18 protein-coding genes, 2 pseudogenes and 1 riboswitch are annotated in these 19130 nt (G+C 71.1%); of the genes and pseudogenes, 11 read left to right on the forward strand and 9 right to left on the reverse strand.

Annotated elements, in window-relative coordinates; genetic code table 11:
- Nucleotides 1-6 precede the first annotated feature (6 nt).
- The gene (locus ACSP50_RS25180) at nt 7-936 is read right to left on the reverse strand and encodes a LysR family transcriptional regulator (RefSeq protein WP_014692106.1); all 930 of its coding nucleotides are present in this window, start codon (nt 934-936) and stop codon (nt 7-9) included.
- A gap of 70 nt (nt 937-1006) precedes the next feature.
- On the opposite strand from ACSP50_RS25180, the gene ACSP50_RS25185 reads away from it, so the two are divergent.
- Nucleotides 1007-1891: a DMT family transporter gene (locus tag ACSP50_RS25185; RefSeq protein WP_014692107.1), complete on the forward strand. Its 885-nt coding sequence runs from the start codon at nt 1007-1009 to the stop codon at nt 1889-1891.
- On the opposite strand, the gene ACSP50_RS42270 is transcribed toward ACSP50_RS25185, so the two are convergent.
- The 3 genes from ACSP50_RS42270 to ACSP50_RS25195 are packed head-to-tail and all read right to left on the reverse strand — an operon-like array spanning nt 1870 to nt 3370.
- Entirely contained in the window at nt 1870-2010 is a 141-nt protein-coding gene (locus ACSP50_RS42270) for a hypothetical protein (RefSeq protein WP_014692108.1), read from the reverse strand. The genes ACSP50_RS25185 and ACSP50_RS42270 overlap by 22 nt on opposite strands.
- Nucleotides 2011-2030: 20 nt before the next feature.
- The gene (locus ACSP50_RS25190) at nt 2031-2606 is read right to left on the reverse strand and encodes a DUF305 domain-containing protein (RefSeq protein ID WP_014692109.1); all 576 of its coding nucleotides are present in this window, start codon (nt 2604-2606) and stop codon (nt 2031-2033) included.
- Nucleotides 2607-2620: 14 nt separating this feature from the next.
- Entirely contained in the window at nt 2621-3370 is a 750-nt protein-coding gene (locus tag ACSP50_RS25195; protein ID WP_014692110.1) for a lytic polysaccharide monooxygenase, read from the reverse strand.
- Between the two features lie 179 nt (nt 3371-3549).
- Nucleotides 3550-3634, forward strand: a riboswitch (cyclic di-GMP riboswitch).
- Nucleotides 3635-3657: 23 nt separating this feature from the next.
- Between ACSP50_RS25195 and ACSP50_RS25200 the strand changes: the two genes are divergently transcribed.
- From ACSP50_RS25200 to ACSP50_RS25210, 3 genes are all read left to right on the forward strand, one after another.
- Complete coding sequence (locus ACSP50_RS25200) at nt 3658-4770, forward strand: polysaccharide biosynthesis protein (RefSeq protein WP_014692111.1); 1113 nt, start codon at nt 3658-3660, stop codon at nt 4768-4770.
- Nucleotides 4767-5927: a glycosyltransferase family 2 protein gene (locus ACSP50_RS25205; protein ID WP_014692112.1), complete on the forward strand. Its 1161-nt coding sequence runs from the start codon at nt 4767-4769 to the stop codon at nt 5925-5927. The genes ACSP50_RS25200 and ACSP50_RS25205 overlap by 4 nt, the downstream gene beginning before the upstream one ends.
- Nucleotides 5928-6130: 203 nt before the next feature.
- Nucleotides 6131-6958 carry a trans-aconitate 2-methyltransferase gene (locus tag ACSP50_RS25210; protein ID WP_014692113.1) on the forward strand — a complete coding sequence of 276 codons (828 nt, stop codon included), beginning with the start codon at nt 6131-6133 and terminating at the stop codon, nt 6956-6958.
- Nucleotides 6959-7260: 302 nt separating this feature from the next.
- On the opposite strand, the gene ACSP50_RS25220 is transcribed toward ACSP50_RS25210, so the two are convergent.
- On the reverse strand, nt 7261-8712 hold the full coding sequence (locus ACSP50_RS25220; RefSeq protein ID WP_043512139.1) for a helix-turn-helix domain-containing protein: 1452 nt from the start codon (nt 8710-8712) through the stop codon (nt 7261-7263).
- Nucleotides 8713-8842: 130 nt separating this feature from the next.
- On the opposite strand from ACSP50_RS25220, the gene aceA reads away from it, so the two are divergent.
- The 4 genes and pseudogenes from aceA to ACSP50_RS25235 form a co-directional block, all read left to right on the forward strand.
- On the forward strand, nt 8843-10129 hold the full coding sequence (gene aceA, locus ACSP50_RS25225) for an isocitrate lyase (RefSeq protein WP_014692115.1): 1287 nt from the start codon (nt 8843-8845) through the stop codon (nt 10127-10129).
- A gap of 33 nt (nt 10130-10162) precedes the next feature.
- The gene (gene aceB / locus ACSP50_RS25230) at nt 10163-11785 is read left to right on the forward strand and encodes a malate synthase A (RefSeq protein WP_014692116.1); all 1623 of its coding nucleotides are present in this window, start codon (nt 10163-10165) and stop codon (nt 11783-11785) included.
- Nucleotides 11786-12240: 455 nt separating this feature from the next.
- A pseudogene (locus tag ACSP50_RS45150) lies at nt 12241-12363 on the forward strand (IS110 family transposase); the annotation flags it as partial.
- A gap of 2 nt (nt 12364-12365) precedes the next feature.
- Nucleotides 12366-12614 (forward strand): annotated as a pseudogene (locus ACSP50_RS25235) (IS110 family transposase); the annotation flags it as partial.
- A gap of 82 nt (nt 12615-12696) precedes the next feature.
- Here ACSP50_RS25235 and ACSP50_RS25240 read toward each other — a convergent pair.
- Nucleotides 12697-13350, reverse strand: a complete 654-nt coding sequence (locus ACSP50_RS25240) for a VOC family protein (protein WP_014692118.1) — start codon at nt 13348-13350, stop codon at nt 12697-12699.
- Nucleotides 13351-13688: 338 nt separating this feature from the next.
- Here ACSP50_RS25240 and ACSP50_RS25245 point away from each other — a divergent pair, with 338 nt between their 5' ends.
- The 3 genes from ACSP50_RS25245 to ACSP50_RS44220 all read left to right on the forward strand — a co-directional run bounded on the left by ACSP50_RS25245 (nt 13689) and on the right by ACSP50_RS44220 (nt 16890).
- The gene (locus tag ACSP50_RS25245; RefSeq protein WP_155123624.1) at nt 13689-14231 is read left to right on the forward strand and encodes a hypothetical protein; all 543 of its coding nucleotides are present in this window, start codon (nt 13689-13691) and stop codon (nt 14229-14231) included.
- Nucleotides 14232-14437: 206 nt separating this feature from the next.
- Nucleotides 14438-15466 (forward strand): hypothetical protein, encoded by a 1029-nt coding sequence (locus ACSP50_RS44215; protein WP_014692121.1) that lies wholly within the window; start codon nt 14438-14440, stop codon nt 15464-15466.
- A gap of 35 nt (nt 15467-15501) precedes the next feature.
- Complete coding sequence (locus tag ACSP50_RS44220) at nt 15502-16890, forward strand: sulfatase (RefSeq protein ID WP_014692122.1); 1389 nt, start codon at nt 15502-15504, stop codon at nt 16888-16890.
- Nucleotides 16891-17054: 164 nt separating this feature from the next.
- On the opposite strand, the gene ACSP50_RS25255 is transcribed toward ACSP50_RS44220, so the two are convergent.
- Genes ACSP50_RS25255 through ACSP50_RS25265 form a run of 3 tightly spaced genes read right to left on the reverse strand, consistent with a single transcriptional unit; the run spans nt 17055 to nt 19119 of the window.
- Complete coding sequence (locus ACSP50_RS25255; RefSeq protein ID WP_014692123.1) at nt 17055-17771, reverse strand: phosphatase PAP2 family protein; 717 nt, start codon at nt 17769-17771, stop codon at nt 17055-17057.
- Entirely contained in the window at nt 17755-18429 is a 675-nt protein-coding gene (locus tag ACSP50_RS25260; RefSeq protein ID WP_014692124.1) for a phosphatase PAP2 family protein, read from the reverse strand. The genes ACSP50_RS25255 and ACSP50_RS25260 overlap by 17 nt, the downstream gene beginning before the upstream one ends.
- 57 nt (nt 18430-18486) lie before the next feature.
- Nucleotides 18487-19119, reverse strand: coding sequence for an FMN-dependent NADH-azoreductase (locus ACSP50_RS25265; RefSeq protein ID WP_014692125.1), 633 nt, complete (start codon nt 19117-19119; stop codon nt 18487-18489).
- Between the last annotated feature and the right edge of the window lie 11 nt (nt 19120-19130).

Consider the following 19130-nt stretch of genomic DNA (forward strand, 5'->3'; position numbering starts at 1 on the left):
CGGTGATCACCCCGGAGTGGTCAACGGGTTCGGCGGCAGCGCCACGACCACCTCCCGCAGCGTCGCCAGCAGGGCCGTGGCCAGCGGTGACGGCCGCCGCCGCGGGGTCGCCACGCCCACGTACCGGCACGGGCCGGGTGGTCGCATCGGCACCGCCACCAGACCGGCCCGGTCCTGCGAGAGCCCCACCTCGGGGATCATGCTGATGCCCACCCCGGCCCGGACCAGGGACTGCGCGAACTGGTAGTCGGTGCCGCGGCAGGCCACCCGGACGCTGAGGCCCTCCAGCGCGGCGTAGTGCTCCAGCAGGTCGCTCTGCCCGGGGCAGCCGTACACCCAGCGTTCCCCGGCCAGGTCGGTCAGGCCGAGCGTGGCGGCGCCGGCCAGGGGGTGGCCGGCGGGCAGGACGATCCACATCGGGTCGTCCAGGATCGGTGTCCAGAGCAGGCCGGACCGGTCGCCGCCGACGACCGGTGGCGGACCGGTGAAGTGGTAGGCCAGGGCGAGCTCGGCCGCGCCCGAACGGACCAGGGGCAGGCTGTCCTCCGGCTCGCTCTCGATCACGGTCAGCTCGACGCCCGGGTGCTCGGCGGTGAACCGGGTCAGCGCGGGTGGCAGCAGCCGCTGGCCGCCGCTGGTGAAGGTGGCCACGGTGAGCCGCTCGGTGCGGGCGGTGGCGAGCCGGTCGATCTCGCGCTGGGCGGTGCGCAGCTCGGCGGTGATCGCCTGGGCGGCGTCGATCAGCACCAGGCCGGCCTCGGTCAGCGCGACGCCCCGGGTGCTGCGCCGCACCACGGGGGTGCCCAGGGACCGCTCCAGAGCGCTGATCTGCTGGGACACGGCGGACGGGGTGAGTCTCAGCTCGGCGGCGGCGCGGTTGAAGCTGCCGTGCCTGGCCACCTCGGAGAGCACCTGCAGCCGCCGGGAGTCGATCATCAGTTCTCCTTATGACGGCTTCTCGAAGTCAGCACTACCGCTTACGACCGTACGGGACGATTCTGGGGTTGTGAATCGTCGTGCCTGGCTGTTGTTCGTCCTGGTCTCCGTGCTGTGGGGGATCCCGTACTTCCTCATCAAGATCGCCATCGAGGATCTGTCGCCGCTGCTGGTGGTGGCCGGCCGGTGCGCGATCGGCGCCGCGGCGCTGATCCCGATCGCCGCGTCGCGCGGCAGCCTTTCGGCGCTGCGCGGCCGATGGCGCCCGGTCGTGCTGCTCGCGGCGGTCCACATCATCGGGCCGTTCCTGCTCATCACGTACGGCGAGCAGCACATCAGCTCGTCGCTGACCGGGATCCTGATCGCCGTCGAGCCGGTGGTGATCGCCCTGCTGATGTCCGGTTCCGAGCCGCTCACCGGGCTGCGGGTCACCGGTCTGATCAGTGGATTCGCCGGGGTCGTGGTGCTGGTCGGGCTGGACCTGTCGGGTGACCGGTGGGGTCTGCTCGGCGCGGGCATGGTGCTGCTGGCCGCGATCAGCTACGCGTTCGCCACGAAGCTGGTCCAGGACCGGCTGAGCGACGTCCCACCGGACGCGCTGACCGCCGCCGACACCACGGTCGCCAGCCTCGTGCTGCTGCCGCTGGCCGCCTTCCAGCTGCCGCACCACCACGTCGGCGCCGATTCGTGGGCCGCTCTGGCCGCGCTCGGCCTGTTCTGCACGGCGGTGGCGCTGCTCGCCTTCTATCAGCTCATCGGGCTGGCCGGGTCGAACCGGGCGGGCCTGGTCACCTACGTCAACCCGGTGGTGGCGGCGCTGCTCGGGGTGGTTCTGCTGCACGAGGGGATCGGCGCCGGCACGATCGCCGGGTTCGCGCTGATCATCGCCGGCTGCTGGCTGTCGACCCGGCCGGCCCGGTCGCGGGTGCCGGTTCAGGAGAGCGTGATCCAGTGACGTCGGAGCCGTCCGATGTGGGTGTCCAGGATGCCCTCCAGGACACCGCCACGGCCCTCGTCGCGGGCTTCGAGCCGGCCGGTCCGCGGGCGCGCGGTGGGCACGATCGGTTCGGGCATGCCGGGACGGTGCTCACGGCTCAGCCCGCGGCGAGCCGTAGCAGGCGCTGGATCTGGGACTGCCGCTCGCCGGTCATCCTGGTGGCCAGGGCGCGGGCCGGCGGGTATGCCCCCGCGGCGGACTCCAGGCGCAGCGTCTCCATGCCGTTGTGCAGGGTGCCGAGCAGCATGCCGACCGCGGTGCGGTCGAAGTCGGCGCCGTGCCGCGCGGCCAGGTCGGTGAAGTCGGATTCGCGCAGGGCGTGCAGGTCACCGTGCCCGGCGTGCGCGCCGGCCGACGGGTCGGCGGCGGTCGGCTGCGACCACCCGAGCAGCCAGCGCTGCATGGTGCCGCCCTCGGTCCGCCACTGGCCGCGCAGCTCCCCGGCGATCCGGCCGATCTCCGGGTTGCCGGCGTGCTGCTCGGCCAGCGCGGCGACCCGGTCACCCTCGGCGATCTGGGCGAGGCCCATCTGCAGGAACATGACGTCCACGTCGTTGACCGCACCCGACGGGGCCGGGGCTGCGGAGGTGGTGCCGGCGGTGCAGCCACCCAGGAGGGCGGCGGTCAGCAGCAGGGCCGAGGCGGCCCGGCGAACCGGGCCGCTCGGTGTCATCGTCGACGACATGGTTACAGCGCGGTCCACAGAGCCGGCACGTTCGGCGGCTCCCAGCCGTTGATCGCGGTGTGTGCCTGCCGGCACTGATACGACCTACCGGCATAAACGACAACATCGCCGGCTTTGTACGTCGTGCCTGCCGCCCAGGTCGTGGTGCCCGACGTGGGCGGCGGGGTGGTCGGCGACGGCGAGACCGTCGGCGTGGGTGTGGGCGTCGGGGTCGGGGTCGGCGTGGGCGTCGTCGACCCGCCGGTGATGTTCAGGTCCACGCAGGAGTAGAACGCGTTGACCGTGTCCGCGATGTTCCACCGGGCCAGCACGGTCTGCCGCCCGGTGAAGCCTTTCATGCTCACCGTGTGCGACTTGGTCGCCCCCGGTTGCGCTCCGCCGTCGTTGAACGACGCCAGCAGCGTGTTGCCAATGAAGTATTCCCAGGTCGCGGTCGAGTGCCGCGCGGTGAGCACCCAGTTGAAGGTGACCGTCTGCCCGACCGTGGCGGCCGGCCAGCTCTTGCTGTTGTCGTTCAACACGGTGAAACGGCTGCCGCCTCCGTTGCACTGCGTCGAACCCTTCGGTGCTTCCACGCTCTGCGGTTCATAGACGATGTCGCCGCAGCCGGTCACCGCGCCGCTGGCGCAGTTGGCCTGACGGCTCGGTGGTGAGGAGATGTAGCCGTGCGCGAACGCCGGGGTGACGGCCACGAACAGCGATCCGGCGACCGCCGCGACGGTCAGGGCGGGCAGGGTGAATCGACGTCTCATAAGTTGCTCCTTGTGAGGCCACAGGGGACGACGTGTTCATCAAAGTAAATTAAGTCTTGTTAACAGTAAAGATTGTTAAGGTAATTTAAGGTCGCCGATGCCTGATGCCGCCGGTGTGATTAAGTCCGGCTTGACAGATAAGTCGGGCATTTCGCAAGATCTTGGGGCGGCACCGAGGGTGCCGCGGGCGAGGCTGTGAACCGTCAGGCGATTTGGTCGCCGAGGCCTGACGGGGAGCCAGTGGCGAAACCGACGTCCCTGGGGACACCCTGAGGGATGACAAACCCATGCAGAACACCCCGAACCCGGCCACGCTGGCACGGCTGCTCGGCAAGCACACCGAACCCCTGTTCAGCCCGGCCACCCAGGTGTCGGTCGAGGGCCGCTCGGTGCTGGTCACCGGCGCGGGTGGCTCGATCGGCAGCGAGATCGTGCGCCAGGTGCACCGGCTCAACGCCTCCCAGGTGTTCCTCCTCGACCACGACGAGGGCGCCCTGCACGCCCTGCAGCTGGAGCTGCTCGGCCACGGCCTGCTCGACAACGACAGCGTCGTGCTCGCCGACATCCGCGACGAGCAGGTGCTCGACCGGCTGTTCGCACGGATCCGGCCGGACCTGGTCTTCCACGCCGCCGCGCACAAGCACCTGCCGCTGCTGGAGCGCTACCCGGCGGAGGGCATCAAGACCAACATCCTCGGTACGGCGAACGTGGTGCGCGCCGCGGCCCGGGCCGGCGTGCGGGTGTTCGTGAACATCTCCACCGACAAGGCCGCCGCCCCGACCAGCGTGCTGGGCGCCACCAAGCGGATCGCCGAACGGGTCACCTCGGCGTGGGCCGGCGACGCGATGCGGGTCGCCTCGGTCCGGTTCGGCAACGTGCTGGGCAGCCGCGGCTCGTTCCTGCCGACCCTGCACTGGCAGCTGAGCAACAACCTGCCGGTGACCATCACCGACCCGGCCGTCACCCGCTACTTCATGACCATCCCGGAGGCCGCCGCGCTGGTCGTCGAGGCCGGGCAGATGGCCTCGGCCGGCGAGACGTACGTGCTGGACATGGGCGAGCCGATGCTGATCGAGGACGTGGTCCGCCGGATGGCCGCCGCGCTGCGCACCGAGCCGGAGATCGTCTACACCGGGCTGCGGCCGGGCGAGAAGCTGCACGAGGAGCTGCACGACGGGATCGAGATGCTGGGCACCACCGGGCATCCGCGGATCTCGACGGTCACCTCGTACGGGGCGGCCGACCGCGGTCTGCTGTACGACGTCGCCATGCTCGCCGAGCGCCTCGCCGAGCACGACGAGGACCGGCTCCGCGCCGAGCTGCGCTCCCTGCTGCGCGACGCGGCCGGCGTCGACTTCCCGGTCGGTGCGGGCCAGCCGCTGAGCACGGGCGCTCGATGACCATCCACCCGGCCGCCTGGGCCGTCCTCGCCTTCTCCTTCCTGGTCATCCCGGTGCTCTGGGTGCTGATCGACCGGGCCACCCTGATCCGGGCGGGCCTGGCCCGCCCGGTGCCGGCCGGCGCCGAGCCGGTCCAGGACTTCACCGTCCTGGTCCCGATCTACGGCTCGGTGCGGTATCTGGAGAACGTCGACTATCTGGCCCAGTACGGCGGCCGGGTGGTGCTGTGCACGACCGACGGCGAGTCCGCCGAGTTCTACGCCGGGCTGGGCGGGATCGCCGAGCGGCACGGCTTCCGGATCTTCCGCGCCGCCGGGGTGGCCGGCGGCGCCGGGGCCGGCGGCAAGCGGGCCACCTCCGGCACCATCCGCGACCGCCTGGTCCGGGACGCGCTCGAGGTGGCGGTGCACACCCCGTACGTCGTCTGCATCGACGCCGACACCACCACCGAGCGCCCGTTCGGCGAGCTGGTCGGCCAGCTCGTCGCCAACGGGTACGACTTCGCGTCGGTGCCCCTGGTGCCGACCAACGACCGCAGTGCCCTGGGCCGCCTGCAGGCCTACGAGTACCGCACCGCGATGAAGTTGCGGATCATCGCACCCTGGCAGGTCTCCGGCGCCTGTCACGTGGCCCGCACCGAGGCGCACCGCGAGGTGATGCGCCGCCACTCGCTGTTCTTCCAGGGCAACGACGTCGAGGCGGGCCTGCTCGCCGGCGCCCTCGGCCTGCGCGTCGGCCACCTGCCGTTCCACGTCGCCACCAGCGTCCCGGAAACCTTCAAAGCCTGGTACCGCCAGCGCCTGGCCTGGTCCGGCGGCGAGTTCCGGCTCTTCGCCGTCAACGCGCACCTGCTGTTCCGCCACCCCTTCTTCTGGCTGTACGGCAGCGTGATCACCCTGGCCGGCTTCCCGCTGCGCTGGCTCACCCTGGCCACCGGCGGCTGGACCCTGCTGGCCATCTTCGGCCTGCACAGCGCCCTGATCGTCTACATGCACTGGCCGGTGCGCACCCGCTGGCTCGCCCTGATGCCGCTGTACACCCTGTTCAACAGCGTGGTCATGACCCCGCTCGGCGCCTTCTGGTACTTCCGGATGGCGATCGCCGACCGCAACGCCGGCCTGATCCGCACCAACCGGCCGTTCCCGGCAAAGGCCTGAACCAGCCCGGCGCGGCGCAGGGGAAAGGCGGCTCCGCCCCGTCCAGTCCCGCCCCGGCCCCTGCCTCTGCCCGGCCGGCGGCCCGGGCTCCACAGGTGATCGACTACGACGCCGATCGTGTCCGCGTCGCCCGGCCGGCAGCGGCGCCGGCCCGACCCGCGCTACCGGGTGCCGGCCGTCCGCCGCCCTGGCACGATGCGCGCATGACCGACGACGAGCAGACCCGGCATCAGGCGGGCACGACCGACGACGAGCAGACCCGGCATCAGGCGGGCACGACCGACGACGATGTGACGCTGGCCGAGTTCACCGACCTGATGCGGGCGCAGGAGTCCGGTGCGGGCATCCTGGCCACACTCGCCGATGCGGTGCGCCACCCGCGGCCCGATCTTCCGATCGTCGATCTGGGCTGCGGCACCGGACTCGGCACGCTGCGACTGGCCGGGAGTTTCCCGCACCACCGGATGGTCGCGGTCGAGAAGTCGGCGGCGATGCGCGCCGTCCTGTTCTCGCGGATCGCCTACGACGAGTCGTTGCGGCAGCGGATCACGGTGCTGCCCGGCGACCTGTTCACCGCCGACCTGCCGGGGGTGTGGGGTGCGGCCGTCGCCGTCCACCTGGTGTGTCAGCTGGCCCCGGCTCAGCGCGCCGACCTGTGGCGGCTGCTCGCCGGCCACCTCGCGCCCGGCGCTCCGGCTGTCGTCGACCGGCACTACGGCAGCACGGCGACGATGCGGGTCGAGGAACGCCTGGCCTGCCGCACCACGGTCGGCGACTGCACCTACGAGCGCTGGTTCGCGTGCGCACCCGCGGACCACGAGTCGATCACCTACACCGACACGTACCGGGTACTGCGCCACGGCAGGATCCTGGACGAGCGGAGCGTGTCCCGGCGGTCGTGGATCGCCACCGAGGACGACGTGATCGCCGAAGCCGGCCAGGCGGGCCTGACGGTGGCCTGGACCACCGGCGAGTTCCTGGCCCTCACCGTCGAGGAGGGCCGGCTCACACATCCCGGCGCTGGCGGGTGACGACGGCGGGGAGTCGGCGGGACCGCGGTGGTCGTGGCCAGGATGGCGAAGACCGCGACGAGCAGGGCGCCCGTGATCACGATGATGACCGCCGCGGCGGTGAAGCGGGTGAGGACGGCGGCGGCGTCCTTGGCGGAAAGGAAAAGAATGGAATCTTCCGCCCGCCGGCGCGCAGCCGCCGCACCGCAGCGCCTCGCCGAGCAGTTCCCGCACGATCGCCTCGTCGTCAACGACCCGGCAACCGCTGCATGTCCCGACCCCGCGACCACCCGCCGGCGATTCCGGCCGTGGCGGGGAGAACTCTAGGAACCGGTCCGCCGCTCCAGGAAGTCGTAGACGTCCCGGTTGTCCACCCCCGGGAAGGTGCCCGGCGGCAGCGCGGCCAGCAGATGCGAGTGCACCCGGGCGCTGGGCCACGCGTTGCCCGCCCAGCGGTCCACCAGTTGCGCCGGCGGCCGGCGGCAACAGTCCGGGTCGGGGCAGGTGGAGACGGTGCGCCCGGAGACGTCCCCGCCGCGGAACCAACGGGCGTGCTCGTACGGCGTCCCGACGGTCACCGAGAACTCCCCGGACCGGGTCGACTCGACATGCACCGTGCACCAGTAGGTGCCCGCCGTGGTGTCGGTGAACTGGTAGAACGACGAGTACGGATCGTCGGCCTCGAACACCGTCCGGGACGCCCACTTGCGACACACCGGCTGCCCCTCGATCGCCCCGGTGACGTCGGACGGGAAGCGCACGTTGTCGTTCTCGTACGCCTTGTAGACGATCCCGCTCTCGTGCACCCGGGCGAAGTGCACCGGGATCCCGAAGTGGTGGGTGGCCAGGTTGGTGAACCGGTGCGCCGCGGTCTCGTAGCTGACCCCGAACGCGTCCCGGAAGTCGTCGATCGCCAGGGCCCGGTCGGCCTTGGCGGCGGCCAGGAAGTCGACGGCGAACTTCTCCGGCATCAGCAGCGCCGCCGCGAAGTAGTTGACCTCGACCCGCTGGCGCAGGAAGTCGCCGTAGTCGGCCGGGTCGTTGTGGCCGAGCACGAAGTGGCCGAGGGTCTGCAGCACCACGCCGCGCGGGTCGTGGCCCTTCCCGCTGGCCACCTGCGGCAGATAAATTCGGCGATTCTTCAGGTCGGTGACCGACCGCGTCGAGGTCGGCAGGTCGTTCACGTAGTGCAGCGTGAACCCCACCTGGGCGGCGACGTCCAGGATCCCGCGTTGCGACAGCGGGCCGGTGGCATGCCGTACGGAAAGCAGGATCTTGTTGGCCGCGGCCTCGATGTCGGCGAAGTAGTTGTTGCGTTTGCGCATGTCAGCGCGGAGTTGCGCGTTGGCGCGGCGGGCCACCTCGGGGGTGGCGCTCTGCTCGGTGAGCACCCGGTTCAGCTCGCGGTGCAGCCCGATCAGCGACTCGAGGGCGTCGGGCGGCAGCCGCCGGCCGCCCTTGACCACCGGCAGGCCCAGCGCGGAATAAACCGGATTCTGCTGTAGATGGGTCAGCTCGATCTCCAGCGCGGCCCGCCGCGAGGGCGCCTCCGCGCGCAGCAGGTCCTGCATGGGGACGCCGAGCGCCGCCGCGATCGCCTGCAGCACGGAGAGTTTCGGCTCCCGCTTGCCGTTCTCGATCAGCGACAGCTGGGAGGGTGCCCGGCCTACCGCCTCACTGAGCTGGTCCAGCGTCATGCCGCGGGTGCGCCGCAAATGCCGCAGACGCTGCCCGAGAGTGACGAGATCGACGGAGTCAGAAGGTGAAGCGGTCACGGGTTTTAGCTTAACAGAATTTTTTCACTTCTTCTCGCAGGAAAGGCCTTCTGAGGGGCTGGTGTGATCCCTGAGGGTGAAGTTGTTCCAAACGGAACAACGCGACAGGGCACGAAAGAGGGACTTTCTGATGACTGAGCTTGCCGAAACCAGGGGCGGTACCGCTGCGGACCTCACTCAGGCGTGGGCCAGCGACCCCCGGTGGGCGGGTGTCAAGCGCACCTACACCGCCGAGGACGTCGTCAAGCTGCGGGGCACCCTGCAGGAGCGGCACACGCTTGCCGAGCGTGGCGCGGCCAAGCTGTGGGAGCTGCTGCACACCGAGGACTACATCAACGCGCTGGGTTCACTGACCGGCGGCCAGGCGACCCAGATGGTGCGCGCCGGCCTCAAGGCGATCTACCTGTCCGGCTGGCAGGTCGCGGCGGACGCGAACCTGTCCGGCCACACCTACCCGGACCAGTCGCTGTACCCGGCGAACTCGGTGCCCGCGGTGGTCCGGCGGATCAACAACGCGCTGCTGCGCGCCGACCAGATCGACACCTCGAACGGCAAGTACGAGCGTGACTGGTTCGCCCCGATCGTCGCCGACGCGGAGGCCGGCTTCGGTGGCCCGCTCAACGCGTTCGAGCTGATGAAGGCCATGATCGCGGCCGGCGCGGCGGGCGTGCACTGGGAGGACCAGCTGGCCAGCGAGAAGAAGTGCGGCCACCTGGGCGGCAAGGTGCTGATCCCGACCCAGCAGCACATCCGCACCCTGAACGCGGCGCGCCTGGCGGCCGACGTGGCCGGCGTCCCGTCGCTGGTCATCGCCCGTACCGACGCTCTCGCGGCGGACCTGCTCACCTCCGACGTGGACGAGCGTGACAAGCCGTTCGTCACCGGCGAGCGCACCGCCGAGGGCTTCTACCGGGTCACCCCGGGCGACGACGCGGCGATCGCCCGCGGCATCGCCTACGCCGACTACGCCGACATGCTGTGGGTCGAGACCGGCAAGCCGGACCTCGAGTTCGCCCGCAAGTTCGCCGAGGCCGTGCACGCGGTGCACCCCGGCAAGCTGCTGTCGTACAACTGCTCGCCGTCGTTCAACTGGAAGAAGAACCTGGACGACGCCGACATCGCCCGCTTCCAGAAGGAGCTGGGCGCGATGGGGTACAAGTTCCAGTTCGTCACCCTGGCCGGCTTCCACGCTCTCAACCACTCGATGTTCGAGCTGGCCAAGGGCTACGCGGAGAGCGGCATGACCGCCTACGTGAAGCTGCAGGAGGCGGAGTTCGCGGCCGAGGCCGACGGTTACACCGCCACCAAGCACCAGGCCGAGGTCGGCACCGGTTACTTCGACGCCGTCTCCACCGCCCTCAACCCCGAGTCGTCCACCACGGCGCTGTCCGGCAGCACCGAGGCCGAGCAGTTCTGATCTGAGCATGTGAGAGGGCAGGGAGATCTGATCATGGGTGCCGAAGAGATCACCATCACCGGAACCACCGCAGACCGATACTCCGAGATTCTGACCCCCGAGGCCGTCGCGTTCGTGGTGGCACTGGACCGGGAGTTCGGTGCCCGGCGGGTGCAGCTGCTGGAGCGCCGCCGGCGCCGCCGGGCCACCCGCACCACGGACCTGGACTTCCTGCCCTCCACCCGGGCCATCCGCGACGACGCGTCGTGGCAGGTGGCGGCCCCGGCCGCGGACCTGCGCGACCGCCGCGTCGAGATCACCGGCCCGCCCGAGCGCAAAATGACCATCAACGCGCTGAACTCCGGCGCCAAGGTCTGGATGGCCGACTTCGAGGACGCCACCTCTCCCACCTGGGAGAACGTGATCCTCGGCCAGGTCAACCTGAAGGACGCGCTGGACGGCACTCTCGACTGGACGGCCCCCGACGGCCGCCGGTACGAGGTGGGCGCCGACCTGCCCACCATCATGGTCCGCCCGCGCGGCTGGCACCTGCCCGAGTGCCACCTGCGGATCGGCGGCCGCGCGGTCTCCGCGTCGCTGTTCGACTTCGGTCTGTACCTGTTCCACTGCGGGCAGCGGCAGATCGACCGGGGTTCCGGCCCGTACTTCTACCTGCCGAAGCTGGAGTCGCACCTGGAGGCCCGCCTCTGGAACGACGTCTTCGTCTTCGCCCAGGAGCAGCTCGGCATCCCGCGCGGCACGATCCGGGCCACCGTGCTGATCGAGACGATCAACGCGGCCTTCGAGATGGACGAGATCCTCTACGAGCTGCGCGAGCACTCGGCGGGTCTCAACGCCGGCCGCTGGGACTACCTGTTCAGCATGATCAAGAACCGGCCGGACGTGGTCCTGCCCGAGCGGTCCCAGGTCACCATGACCGCGCCGTTCATGCGGGCCTACACCGAACTGCTGGTCAAGACGTGCCACCGGCGCGGTGCCCACGCGATCGGCGGGATGGCCGCGGTCGTCCCCAGCCGTGACCCGGTCGCCGCCAAGCGTGCCCTCAACCAGGTCCGCCAGGACAAGCGCCGCGAGGTCGGCGACGGCTTCGACGGCTCCTGGGTGGCGCACCCCGCGCTGGTCGAGACCTGCCGCGAGGTCTTCGACCAGTGGCTCGGCGACGAGCCGCACCAGATCGTCCGCAAGCGCGACGACGTGCGGGTCGGCGCCGCGGAACTCCTCGATGTGAAGGCCACCGCGGTCGCCGTCGGCGAGGTCGCGCTGCGCAACAACATCAGCGTCTCGCTGCGTTACATCGCCTCCTGGCTGGGCGGCCGCGGCGCGGTCGCGCTCGGCGGACTCATGGAGGACGCCGCCACCGCGGAGATCTGCCGGGCCCAGCTCTGGCAGTGGATCTCGTCGGGCACCCCCACCGACTACGGCGTCCCGGTCACGGCCGCCATGGTCACCCGGATGCTCCGCGAGGAGCTGGACGTGCTCAGCGAGACCGGTGCGCTGGACGAGGAGGCGGCCCGGCTCTTCGGCCAGGCCCGCACGCTCCTCACGGTCCTGCTCACCGAACGGACGTGCCCGGAGTTCCTGACCCTGCCGGCATACCTACGGCACCTGTCGGGCGGGTCGGCTCCGGTCGTCACGAGGGCTACTGTCGCGGCCTGAGTGATGAGGCGAAGCGGGGCAGCCCTCCGACCTGCCCCGCTTCGCCGCGATCTGCGGAAGGGCCGGCGTCCCACCGGGGACGCCGGCCCTTTCCCGCTTCGGAGAACAAGACCTTTCGGGGACGCGCCGCCGCCGGGGTGCAGACCGTATGCTCCCGCGCGGGCCGAGGCCGGCGATCTGGCCGCTGCGCGTCCAGAGCGATCGCCGCCCTCTAATGAGTGCTAGGAGCTGCCGGATCCGGCAAGCTTCTGGCGGGTAGGTAGCCGCCGGCGGATGAGCACTGACGTCCTCTGAACGTGGGAGTTCTTAGTGAAGACCGTGCCGCCGCCGGTCGGCTGGGAGAACAGAATCGCTGATGGGATGTCGTGCCTTTGAGCACTGGTTCATTAGGTCGCTGATGGTTCTCCTGCCGGCTGCAGGCCCGCGTCGTTGCTGGTCGTGGACGGGAGAGCGTGTTGCTGTTCGTGGGTGATGACTGGGCCGAGGACCATCACGACGTCGAGTTGATGGATGGTTCGGGGCGGCGGCTGGCCAAGGCGCGGTTGCCGGAGGGTGTGGCGGGTATCGCCCGGCTGCACGCGTCATGGCCCGCTACGTGCACAACGACCGGCTCGCCGACGCCCTGCAGGGCCAAGCCTTCACCGCGCTACGCGCCTCACCCGGCGCCCGCGCCTACTACGACAGGCAACGCACCCGCGGCATCGGCCACCGACCCGCCCTGCGACAACTCGCCAACCGCCTCGTCGGCATCCTCCACGGCTGCCTCAAAACCAGCACCCCCTACAACGAAACCACCGCCTGGGCACACCACCTCGACCAAGCCGCTTGACACCCCTGGCACATGGGATGTCTTCACTGTCCGTGCGTGGTCACCGTTTCACCCGCAAACCCCGGAACACGCCGCGCCGGGCTCAGCCGCGGTCCTGCCAGGTGCAGAGGCAGACCTTGTTCCCCTCGGGGTCGGCGAGCACCCAGAAGCTCGGCGCGTTCGCGTCACTCACCAGCGTCCCGCCCGCCGCGACCGCCGCATCGATCCGCGTCGGCACCTCGCTCGGGTCGATCCACACGTCGGGATGCCAGCGCTGCCGCGGCTCCTCGCTCCCGGACCGCTGGAACCAGATCGCCGGCAGCGTCCCGGACGGATCGCGCACCTCGTCGTTGACCCCGTCGTGGTCCTGCTGCCGCATCCCGAGCACCGCCGCCCAGAACGGCGCCACCCCGTTCGCCGCGGGAGTGTCCAGCGCCCATTCGAGCCCACCCAGTCCGGCCGGGTCGAGCGCCACCCCGGCTCTGCCGGCCAGCTCCGAGATCGCCTGAGCCAGTCGCAGGTCCCGCCCGGTCACCGCACCCACGTCGTGGCTGCTGGTCCGCACGTCCACGAACCCGTACCGCAGATCCAGATCCGGATGGTGATCCATCTCCTCGGCCACCGCCCCGATCGCGTCGACCAGCGCCAGCCCGGTGGCGAAGTCCCCGGTCCGCAGCCGGGTCCGCAGCACCCCCAGCAGGTAGACCCACCCACCCGGCGCCCGCTCCGCGATCTCCCGCCCACTCAGCTTCGTCATGCCCCCATGCTGTCGCGCCCCGCACCGGTCCCGCGCCCACCCCGCCCCATTCCCACACCCGAGGATCTCCTCACCCCACCCCGCGCCCGTCGACGTAGCCGCCCCGCCCCGCCGTAGTCACCATCTCTGCCGACGCCGTAATGCCGACGCCGCCGCGGTCACCCCCACTGCCGCCGCCGTAGTCAGCGTCACCCCCACTGCCGTCGCCGTAGTCAGCGTCGCCCCCACTGCCGTCGCCGTAGAGTCAGCGTCACCGCCGGCACACCGGGCCAGCCGGTCCGTGCTCGTGACACGGGAGCCGTTCGCGCCGCGACCGGCGGGCCCTATGATCACCGCCGATGGAAAAGCCTATGACGTTCTGGGGCTGGGCGCGGGTGCTCGGTGGGCCCGTCCTGGTCTTCGCGGTTCTCGTGGGGATCGCGTTCTACCAGGGGAATCCACCGGCCAGCCTGAACGGCTGCACCGCCAGACCGGACACGGTCCACGCCATCACCGAGGACCCGGTGCTCCGGCAGCACCCACACGCCACCGACCTCGACGATGCGGTGGAGGAGTCGATGACGTGCGGCGGCGGCGGTGCGGGCCTGGAGATGCCGGCCGCGGACGTGGTCGGCGCCCACCTCTCCGGGCTGGCGTCGAGCGGCACGGTCCGCGCGTTCTATGCCGATCTGGCGCAACGCTCCGGTTGGCAGCCCGACAAACGAACCGCCGGCCTGTTCTCGGCCACCAAGCCGGCCGGCGGCTGCCCCTGGTGGTTCGTGCTGTCGGCGGCCGCCGGCGGCTACCACCTCAGGGTCTTCTACCAGCCCGACGGCGCCCCGGCGGACAGCTGCGCCTGGAAGACCGGCGACGCGATCATCTTCCCGGTGACCGGAGCCTGACGCCCGCGGCCGGGCTGAGTGGCACGGCGGCGCGGCCCGCCGTGTTCCCCCAGCGTGCCGTCGCCATCCGCCGTCCGACCGTCGACCGCGGCCGCCGTCATCCGTCCGGCCACCCACCGCAACCGCCGGCGCCATCAACCGTCCGGCCACCCACCTCGCCCTTTCGCCGATGCCAGTCGGTGCCCGTTTTGCGCACCATGTCAGTGATGCGTACTGCGAACTGGCCGGCCCTGACCTTCGCCACCGGCGCCAGCCTCCTGATCACCGGCCTGTGGCAGGTCGGCCACCCGCTCCTGCCCCTGGCCGAGCTGGTCGCCATGGGAGCGCTCGTCGCGTACGCCGTCATCAATACGACGACCTGGACCGTCCCGCGACGCTGGACCATCGCGGGCCTGTTGTTGCTGGCCGCGGCCTTCTCCGTCGCCGATCCGCTGGCCGACGCCACCGTGGGCAACGACGACTCCCTGATGCCGTGGCTCCCCCGCGAGCTCCTGATCGTCGCCGGCGGAGCCGCTCTGGCCATCGGCCTGCTCCTGCGCTCCGGGCTGCCTCCCCACGCCGGCCCCGGCCTCCCCCGCCTCGTCAAGCTGCTGCCGGCCGCCGCTTTCACCGTGCTCACCGCCGCCGCGGCCGCGAAGCTGAGCGAGACCGATTTCCTGACCACCGCCAGCCCGGCCCGGACGTCCCTGCTCACCGTGACCGCGATGACGCTGTCCGCGGCCGGCCTGGCGATCACCGCCGCACTGGCCGGCCCGCGCCGCAACGCCGCCGCCGCCATCGGCCTGCTGCCGGTCCTCGGGACCCTGATCGGAGCGCTGTTCACGATCGGCACCACCGACGCCCTGAATGCGCCCGTCGTCACCGACCCGAACTTCGCCTCTTGGGCGCCGCTGCAAGCCTCCATCAGCCCGTTCGTCCTCGATCAGGTGCGCGCCGACCGGCTGCACGGGGATCCGGGACCCCGGGCGTGGGAACCCGACGTCATGATGGACCAGCTGGAGCGGGCCGGGGCGGAGCAGGCCCGGACACAGCCGCCCGGGCACTTCTGGCCCGTCATGAACCACCGGCCGGTACCGGCCGCCGTCATCGTGCCCGACGACGAGGTCGTGACCGACCCCGGCCCCTGGCGTGCGGCCGGCGCCGCCCTGCTGCTCGCCGGCCTCGCCTCCCTGGTCACCGCCGCCTTCCCGGCACGGCCCGAGACGTACCTTTACTCCTATCGACTCAGTGGGTAATCTCGGCGCGTCGACACCGATCCACAGGAGACGATGTGACGAACCGTGGGACCACCCGGCGCGGGGTCTTCAGCGCCCTGGCCGGTGCCGCCGCCGCGACCACCCTGCCCACGGAGCCGGCCGAGGCCGCCGAACGCCCCTTCCAGGCCGCCGCCTCCTCGAAGCCGGCGCAGCGACCGAACATCCTGTTCATCTTCGCGGACGATCTCGGCTGGGCCGACCTGAGCAGCTACGGCTCTCCGGACATCAAGACGCCGAACCTCGATCGCCTGGCGAGTTCGGGTGTCCGTTTCACCCAGGCCTACTCCGGTGGCGCGGTCTGCTCGCCGACCCGCATGTCGCTCTACACCGGACGGTATCCGGGCCGGCTTCCCGGCGGTCTGCCCGAGCCGATCGCCGCGCCGAGCCCGACCGCCGGTCTGCCGCCGGAGCATCCGACGCTCGCCTCGCTGCTGAAGAAGGCCGGCTACACGACCGCCATGTTCGGCAAGTGGCACAACGGTTTCCTGCCCTGGTTCGGGCCGCTGCGTTCGGGTTGGGACGAGTTCTTCGGCAACTATTCGGGCGCGGTCGACTACTACTCGAAGATCACCGGGCAGGGTGTCGACCTGTTCGAGGGTGAGACGCGGGTCGAGTCCGACGAGTACTACACCGACACGCTGGCGCACCGGGCGGAGGCGTTCCTGCGCCGTGAGCACCGCGCGCCGTGGCTGCTGAACCTGAATTTCACCAGCCCGCACTGGCCGTGGGAGGCGCCCGGCGACCGCGCGGTCAGCGCCGAGATCACCGCCCGGGTGCGGGCCGGCGACACGTTCGCGCTGTTCCACACCGACGGCGGCTCGCTGGAAACGTACAGGAAGATGGTGGAGAACCTGGACGTCCGGGTCGGGCAGGTGCTCAGCGCGCTGCGGCAGACCGGTCAGGAGGAGAACACCCTGGTGATCTTCTCCAGTGACAACGGCGGCGAGCGGTACTCCTATCAGTGGCCGCTGACCGGCACCAAGGCCAGCCTGAACGAGGGCGGTATCCGGGTGCCGACGATCGTCCGCTGGCCGGCCCGGATCCACGGCGGCCAGGTCAGCCACGAACCGGTCGTCACCCCGGACTGGACGGCCACCCTGCTGGAGATCGCCGGCGCCGCCCCCGATCCGGCCTATCCGCTGGACGGCACCAGTTTCGCCGGCTACCTGCTGCACGGTTCGCCGGCGCCGGGACACGACCTGTTCTGGCGCACCCGGCAGTCCCGCGCCCTGCGCCGCGGCAACTGGAAGTATCTGCGCGACACCGACACCGACCAGCTCTTCGACCTTGACCACGACCCCCGCGAGCAGGCCGACCTGGCCCAGAAGCACCCCGACCTGGTCGCCGAACTCCGCGCCCGCTGGGAGGAACTCGCCGCCACCCAGCTCCCCTACCCGTCCTGACCGGCGGGCGAACACGTCCACCGTCCGGTGCCCACCCGCGGATGGCGGGCGCGGCGGGAGTGACCGGACGGCCCGGATGCCACCCGGCTCTGACGAGCCGGGCGACAACACGGGTCCACCGGTGAGCAGCGGTCAGTGATCGGCCGCGGCGGGCGACATCCGCTTCAGGAGGTCGCCGTCGATTCTGCGCCGTTTCCGGCCGGCTGCAGCGTGCCCGCCGGTGCCGCGGATCCGATCCCGGCGCGTCGCCAGGGGACGTCGCGGTTGAGGATGGCGCGGCCCATCACGGTGAGGCACAGGGTCGAGTTGAGGCAGGCGGACAGCACGTCGCTCGGGTGGTGCATGCCGCGGTACATGCGGGCGGTGGCGACCGCGAGCGGTACGAGGACGAGCAGCCAGCAGAGGGCTTTGAGCCAGCCGGGACGCGCGAGCGAGGCCAGGACGACGGCGAGGCCGACGTAGAGGGCGAACGCCGCCGAGGTGTGCCCGGACGGGAAGCTGGAGGTGGGCGGGGAGGCGTCGAGACGGTGGACGTCGGGACGCGGGCGGTCGATGGCCAGGGTGGTGAAGAAGAAGACCACGGCCTGGGCGGTGACCGCGAGGCAGAGGAACAGCGGTTCGCGCCAGCGGTGCAGGGTGAGGCGCAGGATCAGCGCGGCCACCGCGGTGACGGCGATGATCGTCATGGTGTTGCCCACGCTGCTGAAGAACGAGGAGATGTGGGTCAACTCCGGGGTGCGGTCGTGTTCGAGGGTGCGGTTGAACCCGTTCTCGTCCTTGAGCACGTGGGTGAGCAGCACCCCGAGCCCGATCATCAGCAGCAGGATCGCGGCGACCGGCAGCACGATCCGGGTGAACGCCTGTTTAACGAATCTGGACACGGCCGCCTTCTACCCGAACGCGGCGTCTCTGGAACACGGCGACGGTGATCGCCGGTACGGCCGCCCCGAGCAGCAGGCCGGCGACCACGTCACTGGTCCAGTGCACACCGAGCGCGACCCGGGTGTACGCGGTGATCAACGGGATGGCGACGGCCGCGGTGACCAGCGCGGCGCGTTTCGCCCGGCCGCGGGTGCGGGGCAGCAGCACCAGCAGGAAGACGGCGGCGCCCAGTGCGTTGTTGAGAGCGTGCCCGGACGGGAACGAGTATCCGGTGGCCCGGGCGACCGGGTCGAGCAGGTCGGGCCGGTGGCGTCCGAAGAGGAGTTTGAGCACGCCGCCGAGCGCTCCCCCGGCGGCCATGGTGGCCACCACCCACCAGGCGAGCATCCGTTCCCGGCGGCGGACCAGCCAGATCGCCAGGACCAGGGCGGCGGCCCGCCAGGTGTTCGGGTCGAAGGCCAGGCTCCACCAGGCCAGCGCATCGACCAGGGCGGCGTGGCCGAGCGCTGCCTCGTGCAACCGGTCGGCGACCTGCGTGTCGATCTCACGCAGGCCGGACCATTTGCCGGCGACCAGGGCGGCGATCCCGCCGAACGGCACGAGCAGGCCGAGCGCGGCGCCGACGGCCTGGGTGGTGCGTACTCCGAGCGACTGCATCAGCCGCTTATACCCCGGGTCCCCGCCGCGATGCGCGGCGGGGACCCGGGGACGGGGTCAGCGGGCGGCGTGCGCCCGGCCGGCCTCGGCGGCGGCCGCGTGGGCGGCGGCCTTCATCTCGGCGGCGACGTCCTTGAACTGGTCCAGCGCCGGGTTCAGGCCGACCAGGGTGAACTCGCGCTCGATGAGGATCAGGTCGGCGCCCCAGATGTCGCCGATGACGCGGCGCAGGTAGTCGGTGTTGTGGTCCCAGCCCTCGCGCGGGGTGCCCGGGCCGTACGCGCCGCCGCGGGAGGTGACCACGATGACCGGCTTGCCGTCGAGGAACTTCTCGCCCTGCTCACCACCGGCCATGGCCAGGTCGAACCAGGTCTTGACGTGCTGGGAGACGCCGTAGTTGTAGAACGGCAGGGCCAGGATGGCGCCGTCGGCGTCGCGTAACTCCGCGGCGAGCTCGTTGGCCAGGGCGACCGCGTCGTTCATCGCCTGCGACCGGTCGGCCTCGGGGACGTAGCCGGCCGAGGTGGCGAGCTGCCACGCGTGCGACGGCAGCGGCTCGTTGCCGATGTGACGCCGCACGACCTTGGTGTCCGGCGCCGTCTCGAGCCACGCGGCCTCGGCGATGTCGGCGAGCTCGCTGCTCGCGGAGTTCGGGCCGAGGATGCTGGCGTCGATACGAAGAATGCTCATCGGTACTGCTC

This window comes from Actinoplanes sp. SE50/110, assembly GCF_900119315.1.
Lineage (GTDB): Bacteria > Actinomycetota > Actinomycetes > Mycobacteriales > Micromonosporaceae > Actinoplanes.

Coding starts and splice junctions, on each gene's coding strand:
- ACSP50_RS25180 (WP_014692106.1), bottom strand. CDS start 936: ATGATCGACTCCCGGCGGCTGCAGGTGCTCTCCGAGGTGGCCAGGCAC.
- ACSP50_RS25190 (WP_014692109.1), bottom strand. CDS start 2,606: ATGACACCGAGCGGCCCGGTTCGCCGGGCCGCCTCGGCCCTGCTGCTG.
- ACSP50_RS44215 (WP_014692121.1), top strand. CDS start 14,438: ATGCGTACTGCGAACTGGCCGGCCCTGACCTTCGCCACCGGCGCCAGC.
- ACSP50_RS25205 (WP_014692112.1), top strand. CDS start 4,767: ATGACCATCCACCCGGCCGCCTGGGCCGTCCTCGCCTTCTCCTTCCTG.
- ACSP50_RS25265 (WP_014692125.1), bottom strand. CDS start 19,119: ATGAGCATTCTTCGTATCGACGCCAGCATCCTCGGCCCGAACTCCGCG.
- aceA (WP_014692115.1), top strand. CDS start 8,843: ATGACTGAGCTTGCCGAAACCAGGGGCGGTACCGCTGCGGACCTCACT.
- ACSP50_RS25195 (WP_014692110.1), bottom strand. CDS start 3,370: ATGAGACGTCGATTCACCCTGCCCGCCCTGACCGTCGCGGCGGTCGCC.
- ACSP50_RS25210 (WP_014692113.1), top strand. CDS start 6,131: ATGACCGACGACGAGCAGACCCGGCATCAGGCGGGCACGACCGACGAC.
- ACSP50_RS25260 (WP_014692124.1), bottom strand. CDS start 18,429: ATGCAGTCGCTCGGAGTACGCACCACCCAGGCCGTCGGCGCCGCGCTC.
- ACSP50_RS25245 (WP_155123624.1), top strand. CDS start 13,689: ATGGAAAAGCCTATGACGTTCTGGGGCTGGGCGCGGGTGCTCGGTGGG.
- aceB (WP_014692116.1), top strand. CDS start 10,163: ATGGGTGCCGAAGAGATCACCATCACCGGAACCACCGCAGACCGATAC.
- ACSP50_RS25200 (WP_014692111.1), top strand. CDS start 3,658: ATGCAGAACACCCCGAACCCGGCCACGCTGGCACGGCTGCTCGGCAAG.
- ACSP50_RS25240 (WP_014692118.1), bottom strand. CDS start 13,350: ATGACGAAGCTGAGTGGGCGGGAGATCGCGGAGCGGGCGCCGGGTGGG.
- ACSP50_RS42270 (WP_014692108.1), bottom strand. CDS start 2,010: ATGCCCGAACCGATCGTGCCCACCGCGCGCCCGCGGACCGGCCGGCTC.